General features: G+C 65.8%; 19 protein-coding genes. 10 read left to right on the forward strand and 9 right to left on the reverse strand.

The window, feature by feature from the left end; all coding sequences use genetic code 11:
• Positions 1-85: 85 nt before the first annotated feature.
• Positions 86-412: a DUF7577 domain-containing protein gene (locus ACJYUO_RS11545; RefSeq protein ID WP_494345520.1), complete on the forward strand. Its 327-nt coding sequence runs from the start codon at positions 86-88 to the stop codon at positions 410-412.
• 27 nt (positions 413-439) lie between these two features.
• Here the strand turns inward: ACJYUO_RS11545 and ACJYUO_RS11550 are convergent, their stop codons facing one another.
• Positions 440-1552, reverse strand: coding sequence for a glutamate-cysteine ligase family protein (locus ACJYUO_RS11550; RefSeq protein WP_494345521.1), 1113 nt, complete (start codon positions 1550-1552; stop codon positions 440-442).
• 418 nt (positions 1553-1970) lie between these two features.
• On the opposite strand from ACJYUO_RS11550, the gene ACJYUO_RS11555 reads away from it, so the two are divergent.
• Positions 1971-2942 carry a phosphoadenosine phosphosulfate reductase family protein gene (locus ACJYUO_RS11555; RefSeq protein WP_494345522.1) on the forward strand — a complete coding sequence of 324 codons (972 nt, stop codon included), beginning with the start codon at positions 1971-1973 and terminating at the stop codon, positions 2940-2942.
• Positions 2943-3080: 138 nt separating this feature from the next.
• Here the strand turns inward: ACJYUO_RS11555 and ACJYUO_RS11560 are convergent, their stop codons facing one another.
• The 4 genes from ACJYUO_RS11560 to ACJYUO_RS11575 all read right to left on the reverse strand — a co-directional run bounded on the left by ACJYUO_RS11560 (position 3081) and on the right by ACJYUO_RS11575 (position 5999).
• Complete coding sequence (locus tag ACJYUO_RS11560) at positions 3081-3281, reverse strand: DUF7333 family protein (protein ID WP_494345523.1); 201 nt, start codon at positions 3279-3281, stop codon at positions 3081-3083.
• Positions 3282-3367: 86 nt separating this feature from the next.
• Entirely contained in the window at positions 3368-4138 is a 771-nt protein-coding gene (locus tag ACJYUO_RS11565) for a hypothetical protein (protein WP_494345524.1), read from the reverse strand.
• A 150-nt stretch (positions 4139-4288) separates the two neighbouring features.
• Positions 4289-5116: an aldo/keto reductase gene (locus ACJYUO_RS11570; protein ID WP_494345987.1), complete on the reverse strand. Its 828-nt coding sequence runs from the start codon at positions 5114-5116 to the stop codon at positions 4289-4291.
• A 139-nt stretch (positions 5117-5255) separates the two neighbouring features.
• Entirely contained in the window at positions 5256-5999 is a 744-nt protein-coding gene (locus tag ACJYUO_RS11575) for a proteasome assembly chaperone family protein (RefSeq protein WP_494345525.1), read from the reverse strand.
• Between the two features lie 128 nt (positions 6000-6127).
• Here ACJYUO_RS11575 and ACJYUO_RS11580 point away from each other — a divergent pair, with 128 nt between their 5' ends.
• Positions 6128-7036: an RsmB/NOP family class I SAM-dependent RNA methyltransferase gene (locus ACJYUO_RS11580; RefSeq protein WP_494345526.1), complete on the forward strand. Its 909-nt coding sequence runs from the start codon at positions 6128-6130 to the stop codon at positions 7034-7036.
• A complete protein-coding gene (locus tag ACJYUO_RS11585; protein WP_494345527.1) occupies positions 7036-7551 on the forward strand; it encodes a DUF7122 family protein in 516 nt (171 codons plus the stop codon). Before ACJYUO_RS11580 ends, ACJYUO_RS11585 begins: the two co-directional genes overlap by 1 nt.
• 1 nt (position 7552) lies before the next feature.
• Here the strand turns inward: ACJYUO_RS11585 and ACJYUO_RS11590 are convergent, their stop codons facing one another.
• The 4 genes from ACJYUO_RS11590 to ACJYUO_RS11605 form a co-directional block, all read right to left on the reverse strand.
• A complete protein-coding gene (locus ACJYUO_RS11590) occupies positions 7553-8005 on the reverse strand; it encodes a response regulator (RefSeq protein WP_494345528.1) in 453 nt (150 codons plus the stop codon).
• Between the two features lie 117 nt (positions 8006-8122).
• The gene (locus tag ACJYUO_RS11595; protein WP_494345529.1) at positions 8123-9661 is read right to left on the reverse strand and encodes a DUF790 family protein; all 1539 of its coding nucleotides are present in this window, start codon (positions 9659-9661) and stop codon (positions 8123-8125) included.
• A gap of 106 nt (positions 9662-9767) precedes the next feature.
• Entirely contained in the window at positions 9768-11210 is a 1443-nt protein-coding gene (locus ACJYUO_RS11600) for a DEAD/DEAH box helicase family protein (protein WP_494345530.1), read from the reverse strand.
• A gap of 98 nt (positions 11211-11308) precedes the next feature.
• Positions 11309-11683: a CBS domain-containing protein gene (locus ACJYUO_RS11605; protein ID WP_494345531.1), complete on the reverse strand. Its 375-nt coding sequence runs from the start codon at positions 11681-11683 to the stop codon at positions 11309-11311.
• Positions 11684-11873: 190 nt separating this feature from the next.
• On the opposite strand from ACJYUO_RS11605, the gene ACJYUO_RS11610 reads away from it, so the two are divergent.
• The 6 genes from ACJYUO_RS11610 to ACJYUO_RS11635 all read left to right on the forward strand — a co-directional run bounded on the left by ACJYUO_RS11610 (position 11874) and on the right by ACJYUO_RS11635 (position 19479).
• Positions 11874-13094: a nucleotide exchange factor GrpE gene (locus tag ACJYUO_RS11610; RefSeq protein ID WP_494345532.1), complete on the forward strand. Its 1221-nt coding sequence runs from the start codon at positions 11874-11876 to the stop codon at positions 13092-13094.
• Between the two features lie 186 nt (positions 13095-13280).
• Positions 13281-15233, forward strand: a complete 1953-nt coding sequence (dnaK, locus tag ACJYUO_RS11615) for a molecular chaperone DnaK (protein WP_494345533.1) — start codon at positions 13281-13283, stop codon at positions 15231-15233.
• Positions 15234-15476: 243 nt separating this feature from the next.
• On the forward strand, positions 15477-16664 hold the full coding sequence (dnaJ, locus tag ACJYUO_RS11620; RefSeq protein ID WP_494345534.1) for a molecular chaperone DnaJ: 1188 nt from the start codon (positions 15477-15479) through the stop codon (positions 16662-16664).
• A gap of 78 nt (positions 16665-16742) precedes the next feature.
• A complete protein-coding gene (locus ACJYUO_RS11625; RefSeq protein ID WP_494345535.1) occupies positions 16743-17924 on the forward strand; it encodes a sugar-transfer associated ATP-grasp domain-containing protein in 1182 nt (393 codons plus the stop codon).
• Positions 17925-18026: 102 nt separating this feature from the next.
• Entirely contained in the window at positions 18027-18620 is a 594-nt protein-coding gene (locus ACJYUO_RS11630) for a DJ-1/PfpI family protein (protein ID WP_494345536.1), read from the forward strand.
• Between the two features lie 103 nt (positions 18621-18723).
• Entirely contained in the window at positions 18724-19479 is a 756-nt protein-coding gene (locus ACJYUO_RS11635) for a hypothetical protein (protein WP_494345537.1), read from the forward strand.
• Positions 19480-19536: the final 57 nt, after the last annotated feature.

The following is a 19536-nucleotide window of genomic DNA, read 5'->3' on the forward strand; positions in this document are numbered from 1 at the left end:
AGTTCCCCAGGTCCGCCGTTCGAAGAGTCGACTGTTCGGAGCGACCGGCGATAGACGTTTGTACTTCCGATAGCGAACGACGGGTATGGACGATCCGGGCCCCTACGCGCTCCTCGGTCGCCTCGCCGTCGCGGCGTTCGTGATGATCGCGCCGACGCTTTGCTTTCTGGGACTGGTCCGGGGACTCGAGCGGCTGCGGGACGACGAGGTAATCGACGCGTGGGCGCGGACGCGAGGCCGGGGCGACGGCCACGATACCGCGCCGAACGACGACGTACTCGCCGTGCTGGCCACCGAGATGGATATCGGGGCCGCCGACTCCTCGAGCGTGCGCTGTCCGTCGTGTGGGACGCCGAACCGGGCGGGAGTCTCGTTCTGTCGTGACTGTCAGCGCCGACTCCCCTCGTCGTGACGGCCGCGTCGGTCGATTCCGGGCAGGTCAATCGCCGCTAATCGGCTGCGCCCGCCGAACGTTTTCCTCGAGTCGCTCGGCGTGCTCGAGCCGGATGTGCCGCGCCTCTTCCGGGGAGATCGGTCCCCGTCCGACGATCTCGTTGGAGACCGGCTCGTAGGCCTCGACGTCGAATCCCAGGCGCTCGAGGTAGGACCGGACCGCGTCCGAGTCCAGCCCGTCCCGGATCGCGGCGTTGACGTATTCGATGACGGCGTCGAACTCCGGGAGGACGATTTCGTCGTCGGCTACGCGGCCGGTGTCGCCCTCGATACGGACCTCGGCGTCGCCGAGGTGGTCGACGATGGTGGCTACTCGATCGGCGAGTTGGACGACCTGACTCGGAAGCGCGGTATCGGGCGAGCGCCACTCGACGGTGGTAAACGTCTCTCGGAGCTGGACCGGCGTCCAGACCGCGCTTTCGGGGTCGAAATGCGACCGGATCGTCGCTCGGTCGGCACCCGCTTCGATCGCCGCCGTCACGAACTCCTCGTACCGTCGCTCGAGTCGCCGGGTCCACTCCTCGGTATCGTCGGCGTAGGGCCACAGCCGGCCCTGATGGGGGACGTCGTCGTAGGCCATCCACCGGTACAGTTTCGACCGCGCGCCCGCAGCCAGGTTCCGCCCTCGAAAGTACGGCGAGGAGTTGACCAGCGCGAGCGCCGGATCGAGCGCGATGAGCGCGTTGAGTTGATCGATCGCGCGGTCCGGTTGTTGTTCGACGTGGATGTGAGTGCCCGCACAGTGGCGAACGTACTCGAAATCGTCGCCGATGACCTGGTCCTGTATTCGAGTCCGGTCGCTCGCTCGATCTCGAATCTCGTCGTGGTTGATCGGCGTGGCGAGCGGGACTAGTCCCTTCTCGAGTTCGTCGGCCCGTCGCAGGACCGCTTCGATCCGGTCGAACAGTTCGTCCCGCAGTTCCGCGGTCGTCTCGCAGGGCGTTGTTTTGATCTCGAGCACTGGCTCGACGAACTCGGTCTCGGCTCCCGGCGACGCGTCGACGAGCGCGCCCGGTTCGACGAGCCGTCCGTCGTCGTCGATGACCCAGTACTCGACTTCGATGCTCCGTCGTATCGGTCGGGATTCGTGTACTGACACGGTGTGCTCTGTCGCGGTTTCGGCGCGGCCGACCCGTCGGATCGCCCGCCGGTATCATCTAATTTGTTCTTTGCTACCGCATCACACGATAACTGCTGACGAGGACGTACAAGAAATTTTCGTGGTCGGAAATATTCGCTTCAAACCGCGGTACGCCGGGTCGTCTCGAACCGCCTGTCCGACGAGAGCCGAACTCGCCGCCTCGAGTGCGAGATTTTTGCCGATACCTCCGACGATCCGCCCCGCCGCGATACGGAACTCGAAGGCGAGACGGATATTCGAGCGGCGTCACTCGCGAGACGCGCCGCTGTGCGGCGACTGTCAGCCGACTTGACCCGCCGTCGCAGGATCCGGAGTGCCGACAGAGCTTTCCGCCGACCCAAAGGATTTACACCTGCTAATTATATCTAATTACGAGATGGCCGAGAACTTTCCCGACTACGTCGACGTCGACTATGCCGACGGCGAGGGTGAAGAGCCCGAAGAGTATCCCCACATTCAGGACAAGATCGAGAAGGCGATCGAAGTCACCCGCGAGGGCTTAGAAGAGTACGAGAACCCGGCGGTCATGTGGACCGGCGGCAAGGACTCGACGCTCACGCTGTACTTCATCAAGGAGGTCGCCGACCGCTTCGACCTCGAGGTACCCCCCGCGGTCTTTATCGACCACTACCAGCACTTCGACGAGATTCACGACTTCGTCGACCACTGGGCCGACGAGTGGGATCTCGAGGTAATCTACGCGCGCAACGAGGACGTCGGCGAGTACGTCGACGAACACGGCCTCGAGCCCGGCGACGACATCGACATCTCGGAGCTCTCCGAGCACAACCAACACCACGTCGAGGACATCCTCGAGTACGAGGAGGACACGTTCCCGTTCCTGCTCGACACCTACGTCGGCAACCACCTGCTGAAGACGGTCGCGCTCAACGACGCGCTCGAGGAGCACGACATCGACGGCGTCATCTCGGGCGTCCGCTGGGACGAACAGGAGGCCCGCGCCGACGAAACGTTCTTCTCGCCGCGCCACGACCCGGACATCTACCCGCCCCACGACCGCATCCAACCCATCCTGCAGTTCGACGAGGCCGCCGTCTGGGACGCCTTCTGGAACTTCGTGGTGCCGGACACGGTCGAGAACTTCCCCGAGGAGGGCTACGTTCCCGAAGCCGACGACGACCTCCCCGAGGGCGTCGAACAGGACGACATCCCGATCTCGCCGAAGTACTTCGCCGGCTTCCGCTCGCTGGGTAGCGAGGTCAGTACCGAGAAGTCCGACGAGGACCCCGCGTGGCTGCAGGACCTCGAGGGAACCACCGAACGCGCGGGCCGCGCCCAGGACAAGGAAGACCTGATGGAGCGCCTGCGCGACCTCGGCTACATGTAGGCCGCCCGCAGTCGACCGCTGACTGGCTTTTCACCACCGCTTTTCTCGGTTTCGGTCGCTCGAGTGCCGCTGCTGTGTCACAATCGATCGCAGTCACATTGTGCCGATAGCGAGAACGACAGATGCGACCAGAAGTCGTTACCGGCCCCGAGCCGTCGCGCGGTACTCTCCGTGTTTGACGCCGAGGGCGAGCATGAGCAGCCCGAAGACGATCATCGACGGCGCGACCATCATCAGTACGGTTCCTGTGCCCATCATCGGTGCGGCGACCAACCCGCCGACGCCGAGGGCGATTACGATGAGAAAGACCACTGCCGTCTTCGTGAGGTCGAACTCCATGGTCGGTCCTTAGGAGGGGGCCTCCTAATGGTATCGGGAATCGGCAGTCCGTTCACGACCGTTGGTCGGAAAAGAACCGGCGCGGCTTACTGGGAGGGTCGAACCAGATTCGCCAGCGCGACGACGCTCCCGAAGAACCAGCCAAGCGGGAACGAGAGCCCGAACCACATCCCGGCGTAGGCCGCCCCCTCGAGGCTGTAGTTTGCCCAGAGGTACTCGTTGATGCCGCCGATCGACAGCGGGTTCTCGAGCAGCCAGGCGGCGAACGCGTAGCTCGGCTCGAGGACGTGCGGTTCGAGGGCGGGCGTCACCAAGGCGGCGACGACCGGCGGCAGGAACAGCGCCGTCATCGCGAAGGGGTAGGCGAGGACGACGGTCGTGACGCGGCCGCCGAACTTGGCGCACGAGGCGGCGAGTGCGGTGGCAATCGTCGCAACCCCGCTGGCTGCGGCGACGGCGAGCACTGAGTTGAGCGGGATGTCGATCTGTTCCATGTACGACATCGCACCCCAGGCGAGCGTCAACAGCCCCCAGCCGAGCAGCGCGATGCCCGTGACGCCGACGATGCCGAGGCGGGTTCGTGTCGAGTCGAGTTTCGCCGCGTAGTAGCGGGTGCCGAGGCCGAGAACGGTAAGCGGATAGAGGACGAGCAAGCCGATGACGCCGAGGACGCTCCAGCCGTGATAGCCGATCTTCTGTGGGAGCGTCTCGGGCTTCCACTTGCCCATGACGGAGTGGCCGCGGCCACGTTGCCGGGGGAAGACAATCTCCATCCAGGCACCGTGTAACCGCCGAATGTCGGCTCTAACCGCGCCGACGAGCCCACCACCGCCACCGCTTTTCGAGCGGGTAGACATACGCGAGCCAAAAAGCCGGTGTACCGTAAACTTTCCTGCTTTTTCTTCGGAAGCGACACGTCTCAGAACTCAGCCGCTCGGGCGCGAAAAAGGGTATTCGACCCGGTTCAGAGAACGTGGTGACGAGTGAGCCCGGGAAGCCGTCGCCGATTAGTTCCAGGGCGCGAAGCCGGGGTCGACTTCGCGGCTCGTCTCGTCGATCGCGTCGATCGTCTCGAGGTCATCCTGATCGAGGTCGACGGTCAGCGACGCCCAGTTGTCGCCGATGTGGTCCTCGCCGGTCGCTTTCGGGATGGCGGTGACGCCCTGCTCGCGTGCCCACGCGAGACTGACCTGTGCCTCGCTGGCGTCGTGTTTCTCCGCGATCTCCTGAATCTCGGGCTGGTCGAAGACCTGTCCGCGCGCCAGCGGTGAGTAGCCGACGACCTCGATATCGTGGTCGTCACACGCAGCCCGGATCTCCTCTTGTGGGAGCAGCGGGTGGAGTTCGACCTGATTCGAGAAGATCGGCGCGTCACAGACCTCGACGGCCTCCTCGAGTTGCTCGGGCTCGAAGTTGCTCACGCCGATGTTCTCGATCAGGCCCTCGTCGTAGAGTTCCGAAAAGGCCGAGAGCGTGTCTTCGGCGTCGTACTCGTCGGTCGGCCAGTGGATGTAGAGTAGGTCGAGAGAGTCGACGCCGAGTCGGTCGAGGCTGGCCCGAGCCGTCTCGAGGACGTCGTCGTGTGCGAGATTCTTGGTCCAGATCTTCGTCGCGAGGAAGATGTCGTCTCGGTCGACGTCGGCGGCCGCGATGCCCTCGCCGACGGCTGCCTCGTTCTCGTAGGCCTGAGCGGTGTCGATGTGCCGATACCCCATCTCGAGGGCCGTCCGGACGCTTTCGGCACACTGCTCGGGATCGTCGTTTTGCCACGTTCCGAGGCCGAGCATCGGCATGCCGTTCGCAGTCGGACACGTCTCAGCGTCGATTTGTTCCATCATAGTCGGAGGGTGGGGAACGACGAGAAAAGGGGTTGTGTTTGCAGTAGCGTCTACCGCAAAGGGTGTGTGGGATTCGGTACCGAGAAAGCGTGTTCGCCGCGAAATCGGTCTATCCCTGCTGGTCGGATGAGCGGACCTACTGGTACATCCGGAGCGGCTGGGCCTGCGAACTCTCGTCTTGGCCGATCGCCTGCATCTGCTGGGCCAGCTGCTCACGTTTCGCTCGGATCTCCTCGGCGCGGTCGACGAGTTCCGCCACGTCGACCGTGAGATCGGTGACCGGGCCGATGCCGTCCTCGAGCAGGACGCTCGCGGATTCCGGATCGGGGAACTGGGGATCGCACTCGACGACGAGTCCGAGGCTGCCGTATCCCTCCTGTGCCGCGCGGTTGATGAGCGCTCCCGTCGGCCCGGTGATGACGCCGTCTTCCGGCGGGACCGGGATCTCGGTCTCCTCGAGTGCCTCGCCGCCATCGCCGGTCGCGATGCCGTAGATGTCAGGTCGGTCTTCGTCGCGCTCGGCCGGGAGTCCGCTGAGATAGATCGGGGTCGCGTCCTGCTCGACGATCCAGCCGGTGAGACAGTCGGCGACGCTCTCGACGGCCTGCGAGGCGATCGGCGCGTCGCTCTGGAGCGCGATGAGGTCGTGCTCCTCGCTGACGTAGAGGCGGACCGGCGGGCGGGCCGTCCGGTCGCCGCCGCGGTAGACGCCGATCCGGGGGAGCCCCTCGCAGTGCACGCTCGCGTAGTAGCGCATGTCGAGTTGCTCGACGAGGTGGTCCGTCGCGATCTTGCCGACGAGGCCGACGCCCGGGAACCCTTCGACCAGCGTCGGGTTCTCGAGGTCCGCGTCCGGTCCCTGTAGGCGGATTGCTGCCATAGTCGGATCGATGCGCGTCAGCGGCATAAAATCGAGGGCGGCGGCGACGAAGGCGGCCCGCAGCCGTTGGGTACCGGGTGCCGCTCGCTTCGAAACCCACAAACGCCAGTCGCTCGAACCCAGAGCAAATGGAGCCACTCGAGCGGTATCGACCGATCATCGACGATTTCGAGGCCTTTCTGGCGGCCTGCGAGCGGCCGCTCGGCAACGCCGTCCGCGTGAACACGATCAAGGCGACCGTCGAGCGCACGCTCGCGGCCCTAGAGCGGGAGGGAATCGGCTACGAGCAGGCTGACTGGAATCCCCGCGTTTTGGACCTCGAGACCGATTCGCCGGGATCGACGTGGACCTCCTTTCACGGCTTCACCCACGGCCAAGAGGAGGTCTCGGCGGTGCCACCGGTCGTCCTCGACCCCGTGCCCGGCGAGCGGGTCTGGGACTGCTGTGCGGCCCCCGGCGGGAAGGCGACCCAGATCGCGGCGCTGATGGACGACCGCGGAACGGTCGTCGCGAACGACAACAATCTCGGCCGGATCTCGGCGCTGCGTTTTAACGCCGAACGGCTCGGCGCGACCAGCCTCGCGGTGACCAACGCCGACGCCCGCAACTACTCGCTGTCCCGCTTCGAGTTCGACGAGTTCGACCGCACCCTCGTCGACGCTCCCTGTTCCTGCGAGGGGACGATCCGGAAGAACCCCGACGCGCTCGACAACTGGTCGGAAGGGCACATTTCATCGGTTGCAGGCATCCAGAAGGGGATCATCCGCCGGGCGATTCAGGCCACCCGCGAGGGCGGCACCGTCGTCTATTCGACGTGTACCTTCGCGCCCGAGGAAAACGAGGCCATCGTCCAGCACGCGCTCGACACCGAATCCTGTCGCGTCGTCGACTTCGATCTCGGCCTCGAGCACTCCCCGGGGCTGACTCAGTGGGAGGACGACGAATTCGACTCGAGTCTCGAGAAGGCGGCCCGCATTTATCCACACCAGAACGATACCGGCGGCTTCTTCGTCGCGAAACTGGAGGTGACCGCCTGATGACCGACGGAAACGACGGCCAGCGGTTCGATCGACTGCCGGCCACCGAGGCCGACCGCACCGTCGACGGCCGTGCGACGCGCGAGGACGTGGTCGATCTCTTCGCCGATCGGTTCGGTATTCCACGGGAAACGTTCGACGACTACACGTTTTGGGAGAAGGGCGCGGGTAAGATATGGATCTACGGCGGCGACGCGCCGTCCCCGATCGAGATAGAAGCGATCGGCATGACCTGTCTCCGCACCAGACAGGAACACTGGAAGCCGACGACGGACTTCGTCCAGCGGTTCGGTACGCATGCGACCGACTGCGTAATCGAACTCGACCGCGAGCAGGCCCGCCGGTTTGCGAGCGGCGAGGACCAGGACCTCGAGTGGTGGGACGGCGACTGGGGATACCTCATTGCCGCACACGAGGTCGCAGGCGAGCCCGAGCCGATCGGCGTCGGCCTCTACGTCCACGGGGAACTGCGTTCGATGGTCCCGAAGGGTAGACAGCGCGACCTCGAGTCGTAACTTACGAGGGCACCGGCGGCAGCGTCGCCTCGTTGATCCAGAAGGCCTCGACCGCCCGGCCGATTTCGGCGAACTCGGCGGGGTCGGTCGGCTTGGTGAGGTAGGCGTTCGCACATAGTTCGTAACTCTTGACGATGTCCTCGGTCGCTTCCGAACTCGTGAGGACGAGCACGGGCAGCGAGGCCAGCGCCGGATCGTTTTTGATCGTCTCGAGCACTTCGAACCCGTCCGTTCGCGGGAGGTTCAGATCCAGTAGCATTAGATCCAGATCGGGGCCGGAGTCTGTCATGGCCCGGTCTTGGAGAAAGTCGATCGCGGCGGCACCGTCGGTAACGGTATGAAACGTCGTTTCGAACCCCGCCGATTTGAACGCCTCCTCTATGAGCCGGACATCGCCGGGGTTGTCCTCGACGAGCAAAATGGAGACGGGAGTGCTGGAGGGGGAGTTGGACACTATAGATGAATAGGCCCTCACCCCGTTAAGGCTGATTACAAAGTACGTTGGGTGTTGGGTTCGGTGTCGGACCGCTTGCCGTCACTCGACTCCCGCCGCTTCGATATGTGATACGTACTACTCGCTCCGTTCGAGGATCGTCCCGCCGGCCAGCCCGTCCCACTCGACGCGGTACCCGAGCCGCGAGAGAACCGCACTCGAGTCGGAAATTCCGTGTTCCTCGAGAAACGGTTCGGTGTCCGAAAGCGCCATTTCCGGCTCGATCGCGTCCGCGAGCGACTCGAGGACGGCGGGGCGGATCAGCGTCCGTCCGACGCGGTCGTGCTCGGGGAAGTCGACGTCTGCGAGCGCGTCCACGCTCACGCCGCGGCGTTCGGCCAGCGTCTCGAGTGCGATCGCGTCTTCTGCCGGCCGCAGTTCGTCGGGCAGTCCGGCCGCGCTCTCGGCCACCAACTGGCGCTCGTATTCTCGGAGGACGTCGGCGACGTCTTTGACCCGCACCCTCCCCGAGTAGGGGATCGCCCGGTGGTCGCGGGCGGCGATCTCCTCGCCAACGCCGAGCGATTCGTCGACCGCGACCAGCATGTCCACGTCCTCGAGAGAGGAGAGCTGCGAGAGCTTCTTTGTGACGTACTCAGGCGTCCAGAAGCCCATGATTTCGAAATAGAGACGGAAGTCGCCGTACTCGTACTCGAACGCGAAATCCGGGATCATTACCGTCGATCCCGTCTCGAGGGGCTCCGGCTCGCGGACGAGTCGCCAGTCGAGGTCCAGATTCGAGAAGCGAGCGGCGAAATCGGCTTCGACGCCGCTGTCGAAGGTCACGTCCGCGATCGGCTCCGCGTCGGGCACCCGAATCGGGTCCGAACTGGAGAGTTCGAGCGTACGTTCGGTGCCCCGATCGTCGATCGTCGCCTCGAGCGACCACGCCTCGCTCTTCGCGACGGTCCGGAGGAGCCGCGCGAACCGAGTGCCGTAGCGCCGCGTCGCCCGGAAGAGGCGGGTCGGCCCCGTGACGACGACTTCGCGCTCCGAGCGCCCGTCGGCCCCGGCCGCCGATTCGCCCTCGAGTCGCCGGATCTCGTACATCAGTCGCAGCCGCTTGATCGCCGAGATCAGCGCTTTCGGATCGCTCGAGCGCACGCGGACCTCGGTCGCGTCGAACAGGGCGGTCTGACAGAGCGAGAGGTTGTACCGATCGAGCAGTTCGTCCGGGTCCCAGCGAGCGTCGACCGCGGTGAGGACCTGTCGCGACTCGAGGTCGGCGTAGAGCGCGGTCTCGAGGGCATCCGCCGACACGCCGAGGGACTCGCTCGCCCGGATGAGCGCCATCGCGCGCTCGTCGTCGGTGACGACGCCGACCGCTTCGGCGGCTTCGAACGCGGCTTTGCGGGCGCGCTCGGGATCGATTTCTGCGTCCGTCTCGAGGGTTGCCTCGCGCTCGAGCAGCGCCGAGAGCCCACGGACGAGTTTGAAATCGTCGGCGTCGCGCTCGAGGTCGGTCAGCGCCGCCTCGAGATCGGCACGGGGCTGTCCGACGTGGCCCTGATACGTGCCGATAACCCGGGCCGCGAGCGGCCGGTGCTCGCGGGCGGCGAACTGCGGGTGGTAGCCGCCGCCGGCCCGCGAGACGCGCAGCAGGTCCTTCGTCAGCATCTATCCCGTGTCGGCGCGGCGTCGCCAAAAGTGGCCCGGACGGCAGCGGCTCGAGCCGTCTTTTCCCTCTCGCCGGTCACGCTCCGAGGAGACCTGCCGGGTGCGATCATCGCCGCCGACTGGCGACGCGTTCCTCTCCGGTGTCCTCGCTCACCACTTCGTAGAGCAGCGCGCGGCTCCCGTCGGCCGTCGGCCGCAGAATGCGTCCCAACCGCTGCGTGAACTCGCGTTCGCTGCCGCTGCCCGAGAGCACGACCGCGACGTTCGCGTCGGGCACGTCGACGCCCTCGTCGAGTACGTTCGAGGTCGCGATCCGGGTGTAGGTCCCCTCGCGGAAGCGCTCGAGGACCTCCCGTCGTTCCGCGGCCCCGGTCTGGTGGGTGATCGTCGGCAGTAGGAACCGCTCGCTGACATCGTACGCGAGGTCGTTGTGCGCCGTGAAGACGATGGTCCGCTCGCCGCGGTGGTCATCGAGGATGTCCGCGAGCGTCGCGAGCTTGTTCTCGCTGCCGAGCATGATCTCTCGTGCGCGCTGGCGCGCGAGTAGCGCCTCCCGTGCTTCGGGATCGGTCCCCGACCGCTTGACGAGTTCCTGATAGTCCGAACCGCTGCGCATCTCGATGTTCGATTTCGCCAGGTAGTCCGTGAAGGTCCCCTGTGCTTGCTCATATTCCTCGCGCTCGTCGGGGGTGAGCGACACCTCGAGTCGCTTGACGTCGTAGTTCGCGAGGTGGTCACCGGCGAGGTCGTCCACGGCGACCCGGTGGACCAGCGGCCCGACGATTTCCTCGATGACCTCGTGTGCGCCGTCGGGGCGCTCGAAGGTCGCGGTCAGTCCCAACCGGACGGGCGCGGCGAGCAGCCGCGCGATTTCGCGGTAACCCTCGCCGCCGAGGTGGTGGACCTCGTCGAAGACGACACAGCCGAAGCGGTCGCCCACCGAGTCGGCTTTGAGGTACGCCGAATCGTACGTCGAGACCGTGATCGGCTCGAGGCGCTGTTCCCCGCCGCCGAAGCGGCCGATCGGAGTGCCAAACTCGCGCTCGAGTTCACCGACCCACTGCTCGAGCAGGTCGATCGTCGGGACGACGACGAGTGTCGGCACCGAGAGCCGCTCGATCGCCGCCAGCGCGATGACGGTCTTGCCGCTGCCGGTCGGCAGTTCGAGGACGCCGGCGGGCGCTCGCGGGACCGAGTCGAGAGCGGGGGCGGTGGCCCAGCGATCGGTCTCGAGCCACGCCTCGAGGGCCGTTTCCTGATAGTCCCGGAGTTCGTACGCCGAGTGCAGATCGGAGGCGGCCGCGAGATCGAGGTCGAGAACGCGGTCGTCGATCGCGGCCCCAGCATCGGTTAGAGCCGCCCGCAGGTCGGCGTAGCTCCCGGCCGGAACGCGCCAGCCGTCGGTTCGCGGATCGGCCTCGAGAGCGGGGACCGACTCGCGGAGCGACAGCGGCGAGACCGACGCCTCCTCGAGGCCGTCGATCCGGACCGTGCCGTCCTCGTACCGGAGTTCGATCGAGGTCGTGCCGTCGCTCGATGCCCGCGTCACGGGCCACACTCGGGGCAGGACGTACAAATACTGTCGGGTGTTCGGCGGCCTCGAGCGGCGGGCGACTCGCGGCCAGACCACCGACTCTCCGCTCGAAGTTAGGAGAGGTGAGCGGTCACGTCGGTCGAGGAGACCATCCCGACGTAGTCGTCGTCGACGACGGGGAGGTGCTTGATCCCGTAGGTGGTCATCATCGCGGCGACCTCTTCCATGTAGAGATCCGGGGTTGCGGTTTCGACGTCCGTCGTCATCACGTCGCTCACTGCCAACTCCGAGACGTCTCGTCCCTCGGCGACGGCGTCGAGCACGTCCGTACTGCTGATGATCGCCCGCGGCGAGGTTCGGACAACCAAGGCGTTGATGTCCGTCTCGCGCATCCGTTTCGTCGCTTCCATCACCGTTGTGTCTCCCGAAATCGTTTCCAGCGGCGTGGACATCACGTCTTCGACGGTTTCCTTGTCAGAATTTCCCATAGTGCTACAACGGGAACGGTTGATATGATATTTTCCGTCGACGCAGCGATCCCGTCGGGGATCGGGCATCGGGCATCGAACCGGCGATCGCGGCTCGGTGTCTCCAGACGGGGACTGCGCTGTGCTCCGGACCGGCCGCCACGATCCGGCTACCTCAACCCTTTTATTACCGCTGTTCGTTGACTGGGACATGAGCGAAGACGAGGGCACGAACACGTCCGCCCAGGGTGTCCCGTCCGAGGAGGAATCCGACGACGGCGAGACGGCCGACGCGGATCCCGCGGCGTCGACGAACGGGGAAGCGGAACCGACTCCCGACTCGGACGACGCGACGGCGGCCTCCGCGAACGCGGACGCCGACTCGAGTCGCGACACGACCGACGGGGACGCCGATGCGGCAGGGGGAACCGAGCCCGCAGGCACGACCGGGGCTGACGCGGCGGCGGACACACCCGAAACGAGCGAGGACGTCCAGCGGGTCCTCGACCGGGTCACCGAGTACGACGACGAACTCGCCCGCAAAGTCAACTCGATCGTCGAGGAGGCCCGCGATCTCAATGGGACCGTCTCTCACCAGCGCGAGGAACTCGAGGACCTCACGGAGCGCATCGAGTCCCAAGCCGAGACCATCGGCGAACTGCAGGACGAACTCGACGAGTACGAACGGGCTCTCGACGAGCGCGACGAGCAACTCGCGGAGTACGAGGAGGAAGTCGAGGACCTCAAGAGCCGGCTCAAGCGCAAACAGGCCGACTTCCAGAACTACAAGAAACGCGCCAAAAAGCGCCAGCAACAGATCAAAGACCGCGCGACCGAGGACCTCGTCGAGCGACTCATCGGCGTCCGCGACAACCTCAAACGCGCACTCGAGGAGGAAAGCGGCGACGCCGAGAGCCTCCAGGACGGCGTCGAGATGACGCTGCGGGAGTTCGATCGCATCCTCGAGGATGAGAACGTCTCCGAGATCGAGCCCGACCCGGGCAGCGAAACCGACCCGCAGCGCCACGAGGTCATGATGCAGGTCGACAGCGACCAGCCGGAGGGGACTGTGGCTGACGTCTACACGCCCGGCTACGAGATGGGCGAGAAGGTCATCCAGAACGCGCAGGTGACCGTCTCGAACGGCGAACTCGCTGATGCGGAAGGTGACGGCGGCGCGGCCGAAGAAGCGGATGAGCAGGCCGACGATGCCGACGATGCCGACGGCGACGTGGCAGACGAAACCACCGAATCCGTTGACAGCGAGGACACATTAGCCGACATCGACGCCGACGACGACCAACCGGGCGATGGAGACGATTCGGTGGCCGGCGACGCCGGGGAAGCCGACGACGGCGACGAGGCGATCGAACTCGGCGGCGAAGTCGCCGACGACCGCGAGGAGCCCCCGGCGGACGAAGCGGACGAGTAGCCCGAGCGAACCCACCCGCGACCGAGATCCGTCGTCTGACCGCTCGAGCCGACCCGGATTTTACCGCGTTTTTACTGTGGCCCAACTGCCGCGAGCGAGGCTGTAGTCTCCGGTTTCCGGATTTTATTCGGTCCTGCTATCCGGCTAGTAACCTTTAAAACAAAGTGCGCACAATACCCCTCCACGATGGCCAGCAACAAGATTCTCGGAATCGACCTTGGGACGACGAACAGCGCGTTCGCGGTGATGGAAGGCGGCGATCCGGAGATCATCGTCAACGCCGAAGGCGAACGGACGACGCCCTCCGTCGTCGCCTTTACCGACGACGAGCGTCTCGTCGGCAAACCGGCGAAGAACCAGGCGATCCAGAACCCCGAAAAGACGATCGCCTCGATCAAGCGCCACATCGGCGAAGAGGACTACACCGTCGAGATCGAAGGCGAGGAGTATACGCCCGAAGAGATCTCGGCGATGATCCTCCAGAAGATCAAACGCGACGCCGAGGACTACCTCGGCGACGAGGTCGAAAAGGCGGTCATCACGGTCCCCGCATACTTCTCCGACCGACAGCGCCAGGCGACCAAAGACGCCGGCGAGATCGCCGGCTTCGAGGTCGAGCGCATCATCAACGAACCGACGGCCGCCTCGATGGCCTACGGCCTCGAGGACGATCAGGACCAGACCGTCCTCGTATACGACCTCGGTGGCGGCACCTTCGACGTCTCTATTCTCGATCTCGGCGGCGGCGTCTACGAGGTCGTCGCGACCAACGGTGACAACGACCTCGGTGGCGACGACTGGGACGAGGCCATCATCGACTGGCTCGCCGAGGAGTTCGAGGACGAACACGGGATCGATCTCCGGGACGACCGGCAGGCCCTCCAGCGGCTCAAAGACGCCGCCGAGGAGGCCAAGATCGAACTCTCCTCGCGCAAGGAGACCGAGATCAACCTCCCGTTCATCACGGCGACCGACGACGGCCCGATCCACTTAGAGGAGTCGATGACCCGCGCCAAGTTCGAGTCGCTCACGCAGGACCTGATCGACCGGACCGTCGAACCGACCGAACAAGCCCTCGAGGACGCCGGCTATAGCGAGGACGACATCGACGAGGTCCTGCTGGTCGGCGGTTCGACCCGGATGCCACAGGTCGCCGAGAAGGTCGAAGAGTTGACCGGCAAGGAGCCCCAGAAGAACGTCAACCCCGACGAGGCCGTCTCGCTGGGCGCAGCGATCCAGGGCGGCGTCCTGGGCGGCGAAGTCGACGATATCGTCCTGCTCGACGTGACCCCGCTCTCGCTCGGTATCGAGGTCAAGGGCGGCCTCTTCGAGCGACTCATCGAGAAGAACACGACGATTCCGACCGAGGAGTCGAAGATCTTCACTACGGCGGCGGACAACCAGACCACGGTCCAGGTCCGGGTCTTCCAGGGCGAGCGCGAACTCGCCGAAGAAAACGAGATGCTCGGCGAGTTCCACCTGACCGGCATCCCGCCGGCCCCCGCCGGGACTCCGCAGATCGAGGTCACGTTCTCGATCGACGAGAACGGCATCGTCAACGTCTCGGCGGAGGACAAGGGCAGCGGCACCACCGAGGAAATCACCATCGAAGGCGGTGCCGGCCTCTCCGACGACCAGATCGAGAAGATGCAGGAGGAAGCGGAGAAACACGCCGAAGAGGACCAGCAAAAGCGCGAGCGCATCGAGGCCCGCAACGCGGCCGAGGCCACGATTCAGCGCGCCGAAACGCTCCTCGAGGAGAACGACGAGCAGGTCGACGACGACCTGCGCGCCGACATCGAGGGCGCAATCGACGACCTCGAGGCGACGATCGACGACGACGAGGCCGACGCCGAGGCCATCGAGTCCGCGACCGAGGCCCTGAGCGAGGAACTCCAGGAGATCGGCAAGCAGGTCTACCAGCAGGAAGCCGGTGCGGGCGCAGCGGGCGGTGCGGCCGGCGGCGCAGCGGGCGGTGCGGCCGGCGGCGCAGCGGGCGCTGGCGGTGCCGGTATGGGCGGCATGGGCGGCGGTCCGAACCCCGGTCCCGACGCCGGCGCTGCCGGCGACGAGGGCGAGGAGTTCGTCGATGCCGACTTCGAGGATGTCGACTTCGAGGAAGACGAAGACGAGGAGTAACGTCCGCTAGCTCGCCACTCGACCCTATTTCGACGCCCGACGTTGAATTCCGCGGAGCGTAGTACCGCGGTGAGCATCCGCGAGCGTAGCGAGCGGTTCCCCGCCGAAGCGGACGAAGTCCGCGGAGGCGGTCTTTTTCATCGAAGTTTTTGCGCCGAGTGGTTCGCCCGTGGCGAACCCGAGGCGGAAAAAGTTCGGAACGGTCGTTTCAAGTGTCTCAACCGAGTATCGGTGGGACAACGAATGAGCGAGGACTTCTATGACGTTCTCGGCGTGAGCCCCGACGCGTCTACCGAGGAGATAAAACAGGCGTATCGGTCGAAGGCTACCGAGTACCATCCGGACGTGAGCGACGACCCCGACGCCGAGGAGAAGTTCAAGAAGATCCAGAAAGCCAAGCAGGTGTTGACCGACGAGGAGAAACGCGAGGCCTACGACCAGATGGGTCACGACCGCTACGAGCAGGCCGAGAAACACGGCTTCGACGCCAGCGACGCCGGCGGTGCCGGCGGGATGGGCGGCGGCCCGTTCGGCGGGATGGGCGGTGGCGGAATGGGCGGCGGTGGCATGGGTGGTGGCGGGCTCGGCGACCTCTTCGAGCAGGTCTTCGGCGGCGGCGGTGGCGGCGGGGGTCGCGGTCGGCGGCGTCCCCGCAAAGGGCGAGACTTTCGCACTGAACTCGAGATAGACTTGGAGGAAGCCTACGAGGGCGCGGAAAAGCAGTTCACCGTCGAGCGCCCCGAGGAGTGCGAGGTCTGCGAGGGCGAGGGACACCCGCCGGAGGCCGACGCCGAAACCTGTTCGCAGTGTCAGGGCCGCGGACAGGTGACCCAGGTCCAGCAGACGCCGCTCGGTCGAGTCCAGCAGACGACGGCCTGTCCCCGCTGTGAGGGCGAGGGGACGCTGTACTCCGAGACCTGCGGCGAGTGCCGCGGCGAGGGCTACGTCCGCAACGAGGCGTCGCTGACCGTCGAGGTCCCGGCCGGTATTCAGGAGGGCCAGACGCTCCGTATGGAAGGCGAGGGCGCGCCCAGTCCCGAAGGCGGTCGCCACGGCGACCTGCTGATCGACGTCTCGATCCGTGACCACGAGGAGTTCGAACGCGACGGCGACGACCTCCAGTATCGGCTGCCGATCTCGTTCCCGCAGGCCACCTTCGGCGACACCGTCGAAGTCCCGACGCTCGAGGGGGCCGCCGAGTTCGAGATCCCCGACGGGACCCAGAGTGGCGAGACCTTCCGCCTCGAGGGCAAGGGCATGCCGCGGCTGCGCGGACGCGGACAGGGTGACCTCTACGTGCAGGTCCAGGTCGTCACCCCCGACAGCCTGAACGAAGAACAGCGCGATGCACTCGAGGAGTTCGCCGAAGCCGGGGGCGACGAGATCGACGTGAAGGAAGGCTTCTTCGAGAAGATCAAGCGGGCGTTTTAGCGAGCGAAACAGTTCTCGAGAGCGGGCAGGTCGTTATCTCGCCGATAAGTATGGGCCACGCCGCCGCAGTCGTCGGCGATGGACCTCGCTCGACTCTATCGGACGGCGGATCAGGGACGCAAGCTACTCCGCGCAGAACGGCGGACGGGGTCGTCGTTCGATCTCTCCCCCCGTCGCCGACTCGAGCTCTACCGACGCGGTTTTTTGAGCAAGTCCGGCGTCATCTACGATTTCGAGTCGAACGATCCGGCCGCGTATCTCACCGACTACCAGCGGTTCCTCGGGACGAAGCGGATCAACGGCCACTGGAACGCGTTGCTCGACAACAAACTCGCTTTTCACCGTGTCCTCGGAGAGTTCCCGACACACCGTCCGGCGGTGTACGGACTGCTCGCGGACGGGCGATTTCACACGTTCGACTCGGCCGCCGAGCGGGTGAGCCTGACGGATGGCGGTGAGCGAACCTTCGGTTCGCAATCCTCGTCGAAGGTCCCCTCCGACGGCGGCGTCGAACTCGAGCACTCGAGCGAGTCGGCGACCGCAGGGCCGACGGTGGACCCGCTCGAGTGGCTCGACGACCACCTCTCGGCGGGGGACCGACTCGTCTTGAAGTGGTTCAGCGGCGGCGGTGGGAACAACGTTCACTTCCTCGAGCGGGCGGGCGGCGAGTACCGGTTCGACGGCGAGCCGACGACCGAGTCCGCCCTCGCCGAGAAACTCGCGGCCCTCGACCACTACCTCGTCTGTGAGTTCGTCGAACAGGGCGATTACGCGGCCGAGTTGTTCCCCGAGACGGCGAACACGCTCCGGGCCCTGACGATGTACGACGAGCGCGCGGGGGAGGCGTTCGTCCCGATCGCGATCCACCGGATCGGGACCGCGGCCTCCGCCCCCGTGGACAACTTCTCGAACGGCGGACTGAGCGCCAATATCGACCGCGAGACGGGCCGTCTCAGCGCGGGGGCCGAATATCCACACGACGGTGCCGTCGACTGGCACGAGACCCACCCCGGAACCGACGCTCGCATCGAGGGGACGGCGGTTCCGGGCTGGGACGAAATCCATGATCGCCTGCTCGAGATCGCGGAGACGCTCTCGCACGTCCCTTACGTCGGCTGGGATCTGGTTGTCACCGACGAGGGCGAGTTCCGGATCATCGAGGCCAACAGCTATCCGGGCGTCGCCTCGCTCCAGGTCCACCGGCCGCTGCTGGCCGACGACCGAACGCGGCGGTTCTATCGCGACCACGGCGTCATCTGAGGATCGACGCCCGGGGGACGCTGGTCGATGTCCGCCTGACAGTCATGATACCATTCAACATGGTTATGCCCGCTGCGACCGAATAGGTAGACGGGAATACCCATGCCAGCACACCAAATCCTGCTCCTCGCCGGCGACTACGTCGAGGACTACGAGGTAATGGTCCCGTTTCAGGCGCTTCAGATGGTCGGCCACGAGGTCCACGCCGTCTGTCCCGAAAAGGAGGCCGGCGACAGCTGTCCGACCGCGATTCACGACTTCGAGGGCGACCAGACCTACACCGAGAAGCCGGGGCATAACTTCGAGTTGAATTACGACTTTGACGCCGTCGATCCCGCTGACTACGACGCGCTCGTCGTCCCCGGCGGCCGCGCGCCCGAGTACCTCCGTACTTACGACGAGGTCCTCGAGATCACCCGCCACTTCTTCGCGGCGGACAAACCCGTCGCGGCGCTGTGTCACGGCGTCCAGATCCTCGCGGCCGCGGACGTGCTCGAGGGCCGGACCTGTACCGGCTATCCGGCTCTCGAGGCGGACGTCCGGATTTCCGGCGGCGAGTGGGAAGACGGCGTCACGCGCGACGGCAACCTCGTGACCGGACAGGCGTGGCCCGACCATCCCGAGTGGCTCGCGCAGTTCCTCGAGGTCCTCGGAACCGATGTCGACCACGCCGAGCCGGCGGCAGCGGACGACTGATCGCGAACGACGGGGAACGAACCCCGCCGTATAGCGGGCATCGACGGCGAGACGGGCGACGCGAGTCGGCGTCCTTTTTCTTCCCCGGGACCCAGTCTCGCGTATGAACGCTGAGACGGTCGACGACCTGCTCACCCGCGAGTTGCGGGACGACCGGATCGCCCTCGTCGACGCGACGGGCCGGGAGTACGACTACCACTGGCTCTGTACGACTGCATGGAAGGCCGGCAACTTCCTGCGCCACTCGGGCGTTCGCGAGGGCGTCACCGTCGGCGTCGTCGGCGACGGCCCCCTTGCCCTACTCGCCTGCTTCGGGACGACGCTGCTCGAGGGGACCACTCGATTCGACCCGCCGACGGACCTCGCGGACGAGGACGATTTCCGCACGCTCGTCGCGCCCGTCGAGTCCCTCGAGGACTACGACCTCCCCGCAGGCGCACAGCGCGTTGGTTACGGCGACGAACCGGATGCGCCCGATGTCCACCACTTCGATGCGGGGCTCTGGAGCGAGAACCCGTCGTTCCCGCCGCTGGCGATCAATCCGGAGACCCATATTCTGACCGACGGCGAACGGACCGTGACCCACGGCCAGGTCCTCGAGGCCGCACGCGGCGTCGTCGGAGCTACCGGCCTCGGCGCTGACGACCGCGTCGTGGTACGCGGGCCCCTGTCGGACCCCCGAACCGTCGTCGCGGGCGTAATCGCGCCGCTGCTCGCAAAGGCCGTAATCGTGCTGCCGGAGGACACGAACGACGGTGAGGAACTGGGGGACTACGCCGTCTCGAGTGACGGGGTTGAGTCCGTTCCCGAATCGAACCGCATCGGTCTCGAGTCGGTGTCGCTGTATGGTAGCCACTGAAAGTCATTGCACACCCGATCTCACGACTGCGTCGCGATCAGTGTGTGAATCGTTTCA

It is taken from the genome of Natrinema sp. CRL1 (assembly GCF_059162405.1).

Coding starts and splice junctions, on each gene's coding strand:
- ACJYUO_RS11545 (WP_494345520.1), top strand. CDS start 86: ATGGACGATCCGGGCCCCTACGCGCTCCTCGGTCGCCTCGCCGTCGCG.
- ACJYUO_RS11555 (WP_494345522.1), top strand. CDS start 1,971: ATGGCCGAGAACTTTCCCGACTACGTCGACGTCGACTATGCCGACGGC.
- ACJYUO_RS11560 (WP_494345523.1), bottom strand. CDS start 3,281: ATGGAGTTCGACCTCACGAAGACGGCAGTGGTCTTTCTCATCGTAATC.
- ACJYUO_RS11565 (WP_494345524.1), bottom strand. CDS start 4,138: ATGTCTACCCGCTCGAAAAGCGGTGGCGGTGGTGGGCTCGTCGGCGCG.
- ACJYUO_RS11570 (WP_494345987.1), bottom strand. CDS start 5,116: ATGGAACAAATCGACGCTGAGACGTGTCCGACTGCGAACGGCATGCCG.
- ACJYUO_RS11575 (WP_494345525.1), bottom strand. CDS start 5,999: ATGGCAGCAATCCGCCTACAGGGACCGGACGCGGACCTCGAGAACCCG.
- ACJYUO_RS11580 (WP_494345526.1), top strand. CDS start 6,128: ATGGAGCCACTCGAGCGGTATCGACCGATCATCGACGATTTCGAGGCC.
- ACJYUO_RS11585 (WP_494345527.1), top strand. CDS start 7,036: ATGACCGACGGAAACGACGGCCAGCGGTTCGATCGACTGCCGGCCACC.
- ACJYUO_RS11595 (WP_494345529.1), bottom strand. CDS start 9,661: ATGCTGACGAAGGACCTGCTGCGCGTCTCGCGGGCCGGCGGCGGCTAC.
- ACJYUO_RS11605 (WP_494345531.1), bottom strand. CDS start 11,683: ATGGGAAATTCTGACAAGGAAACCGTCGAAGACGTGATGTCCACGCCG.
- ACJYUO_RS11610 (WP_494345532.1), top strand. CDS start 11,874: ATGAGCGAAGACGAGGGCACGAACACGTCCGCCCAGGGTGTCCCGTCC.
- dnaK (WP_494345533.1), top strand. CDS start 13,281: ATGGCCAGCAACAAGATTCTCGGAATCGACCTTGGGACGACGAACAGC.
- dnaJ (WP_494345534.1), top strand. CDS start 15,477: ATGAGCGAGGACTTCTATGACGTTCTCGGCGTGAGCCCCGACGCGTCT.
- ACJYUO_RS11625 (WP_494345535.1), top strand. CDS start 16,743: ATGGACCTCGCTCGACTCTATCGGACGGCGGATCAGGGACGCAAGCTA.
- ACJYUO_RS11630 (WP_494345536.1), top strand. CDS start 18,027: ATGCCAGCACACCAAATCCTGCTCCTCGCCGGCGACTACGTCGAGGAC.
- ACJYUO_RS11635 (WP_494345537.1), top strand. CDS start 18,724: ATGAACGCTGAGACGGTCGACGACCTGCTCACCCGCGAGTTGCGGGAC.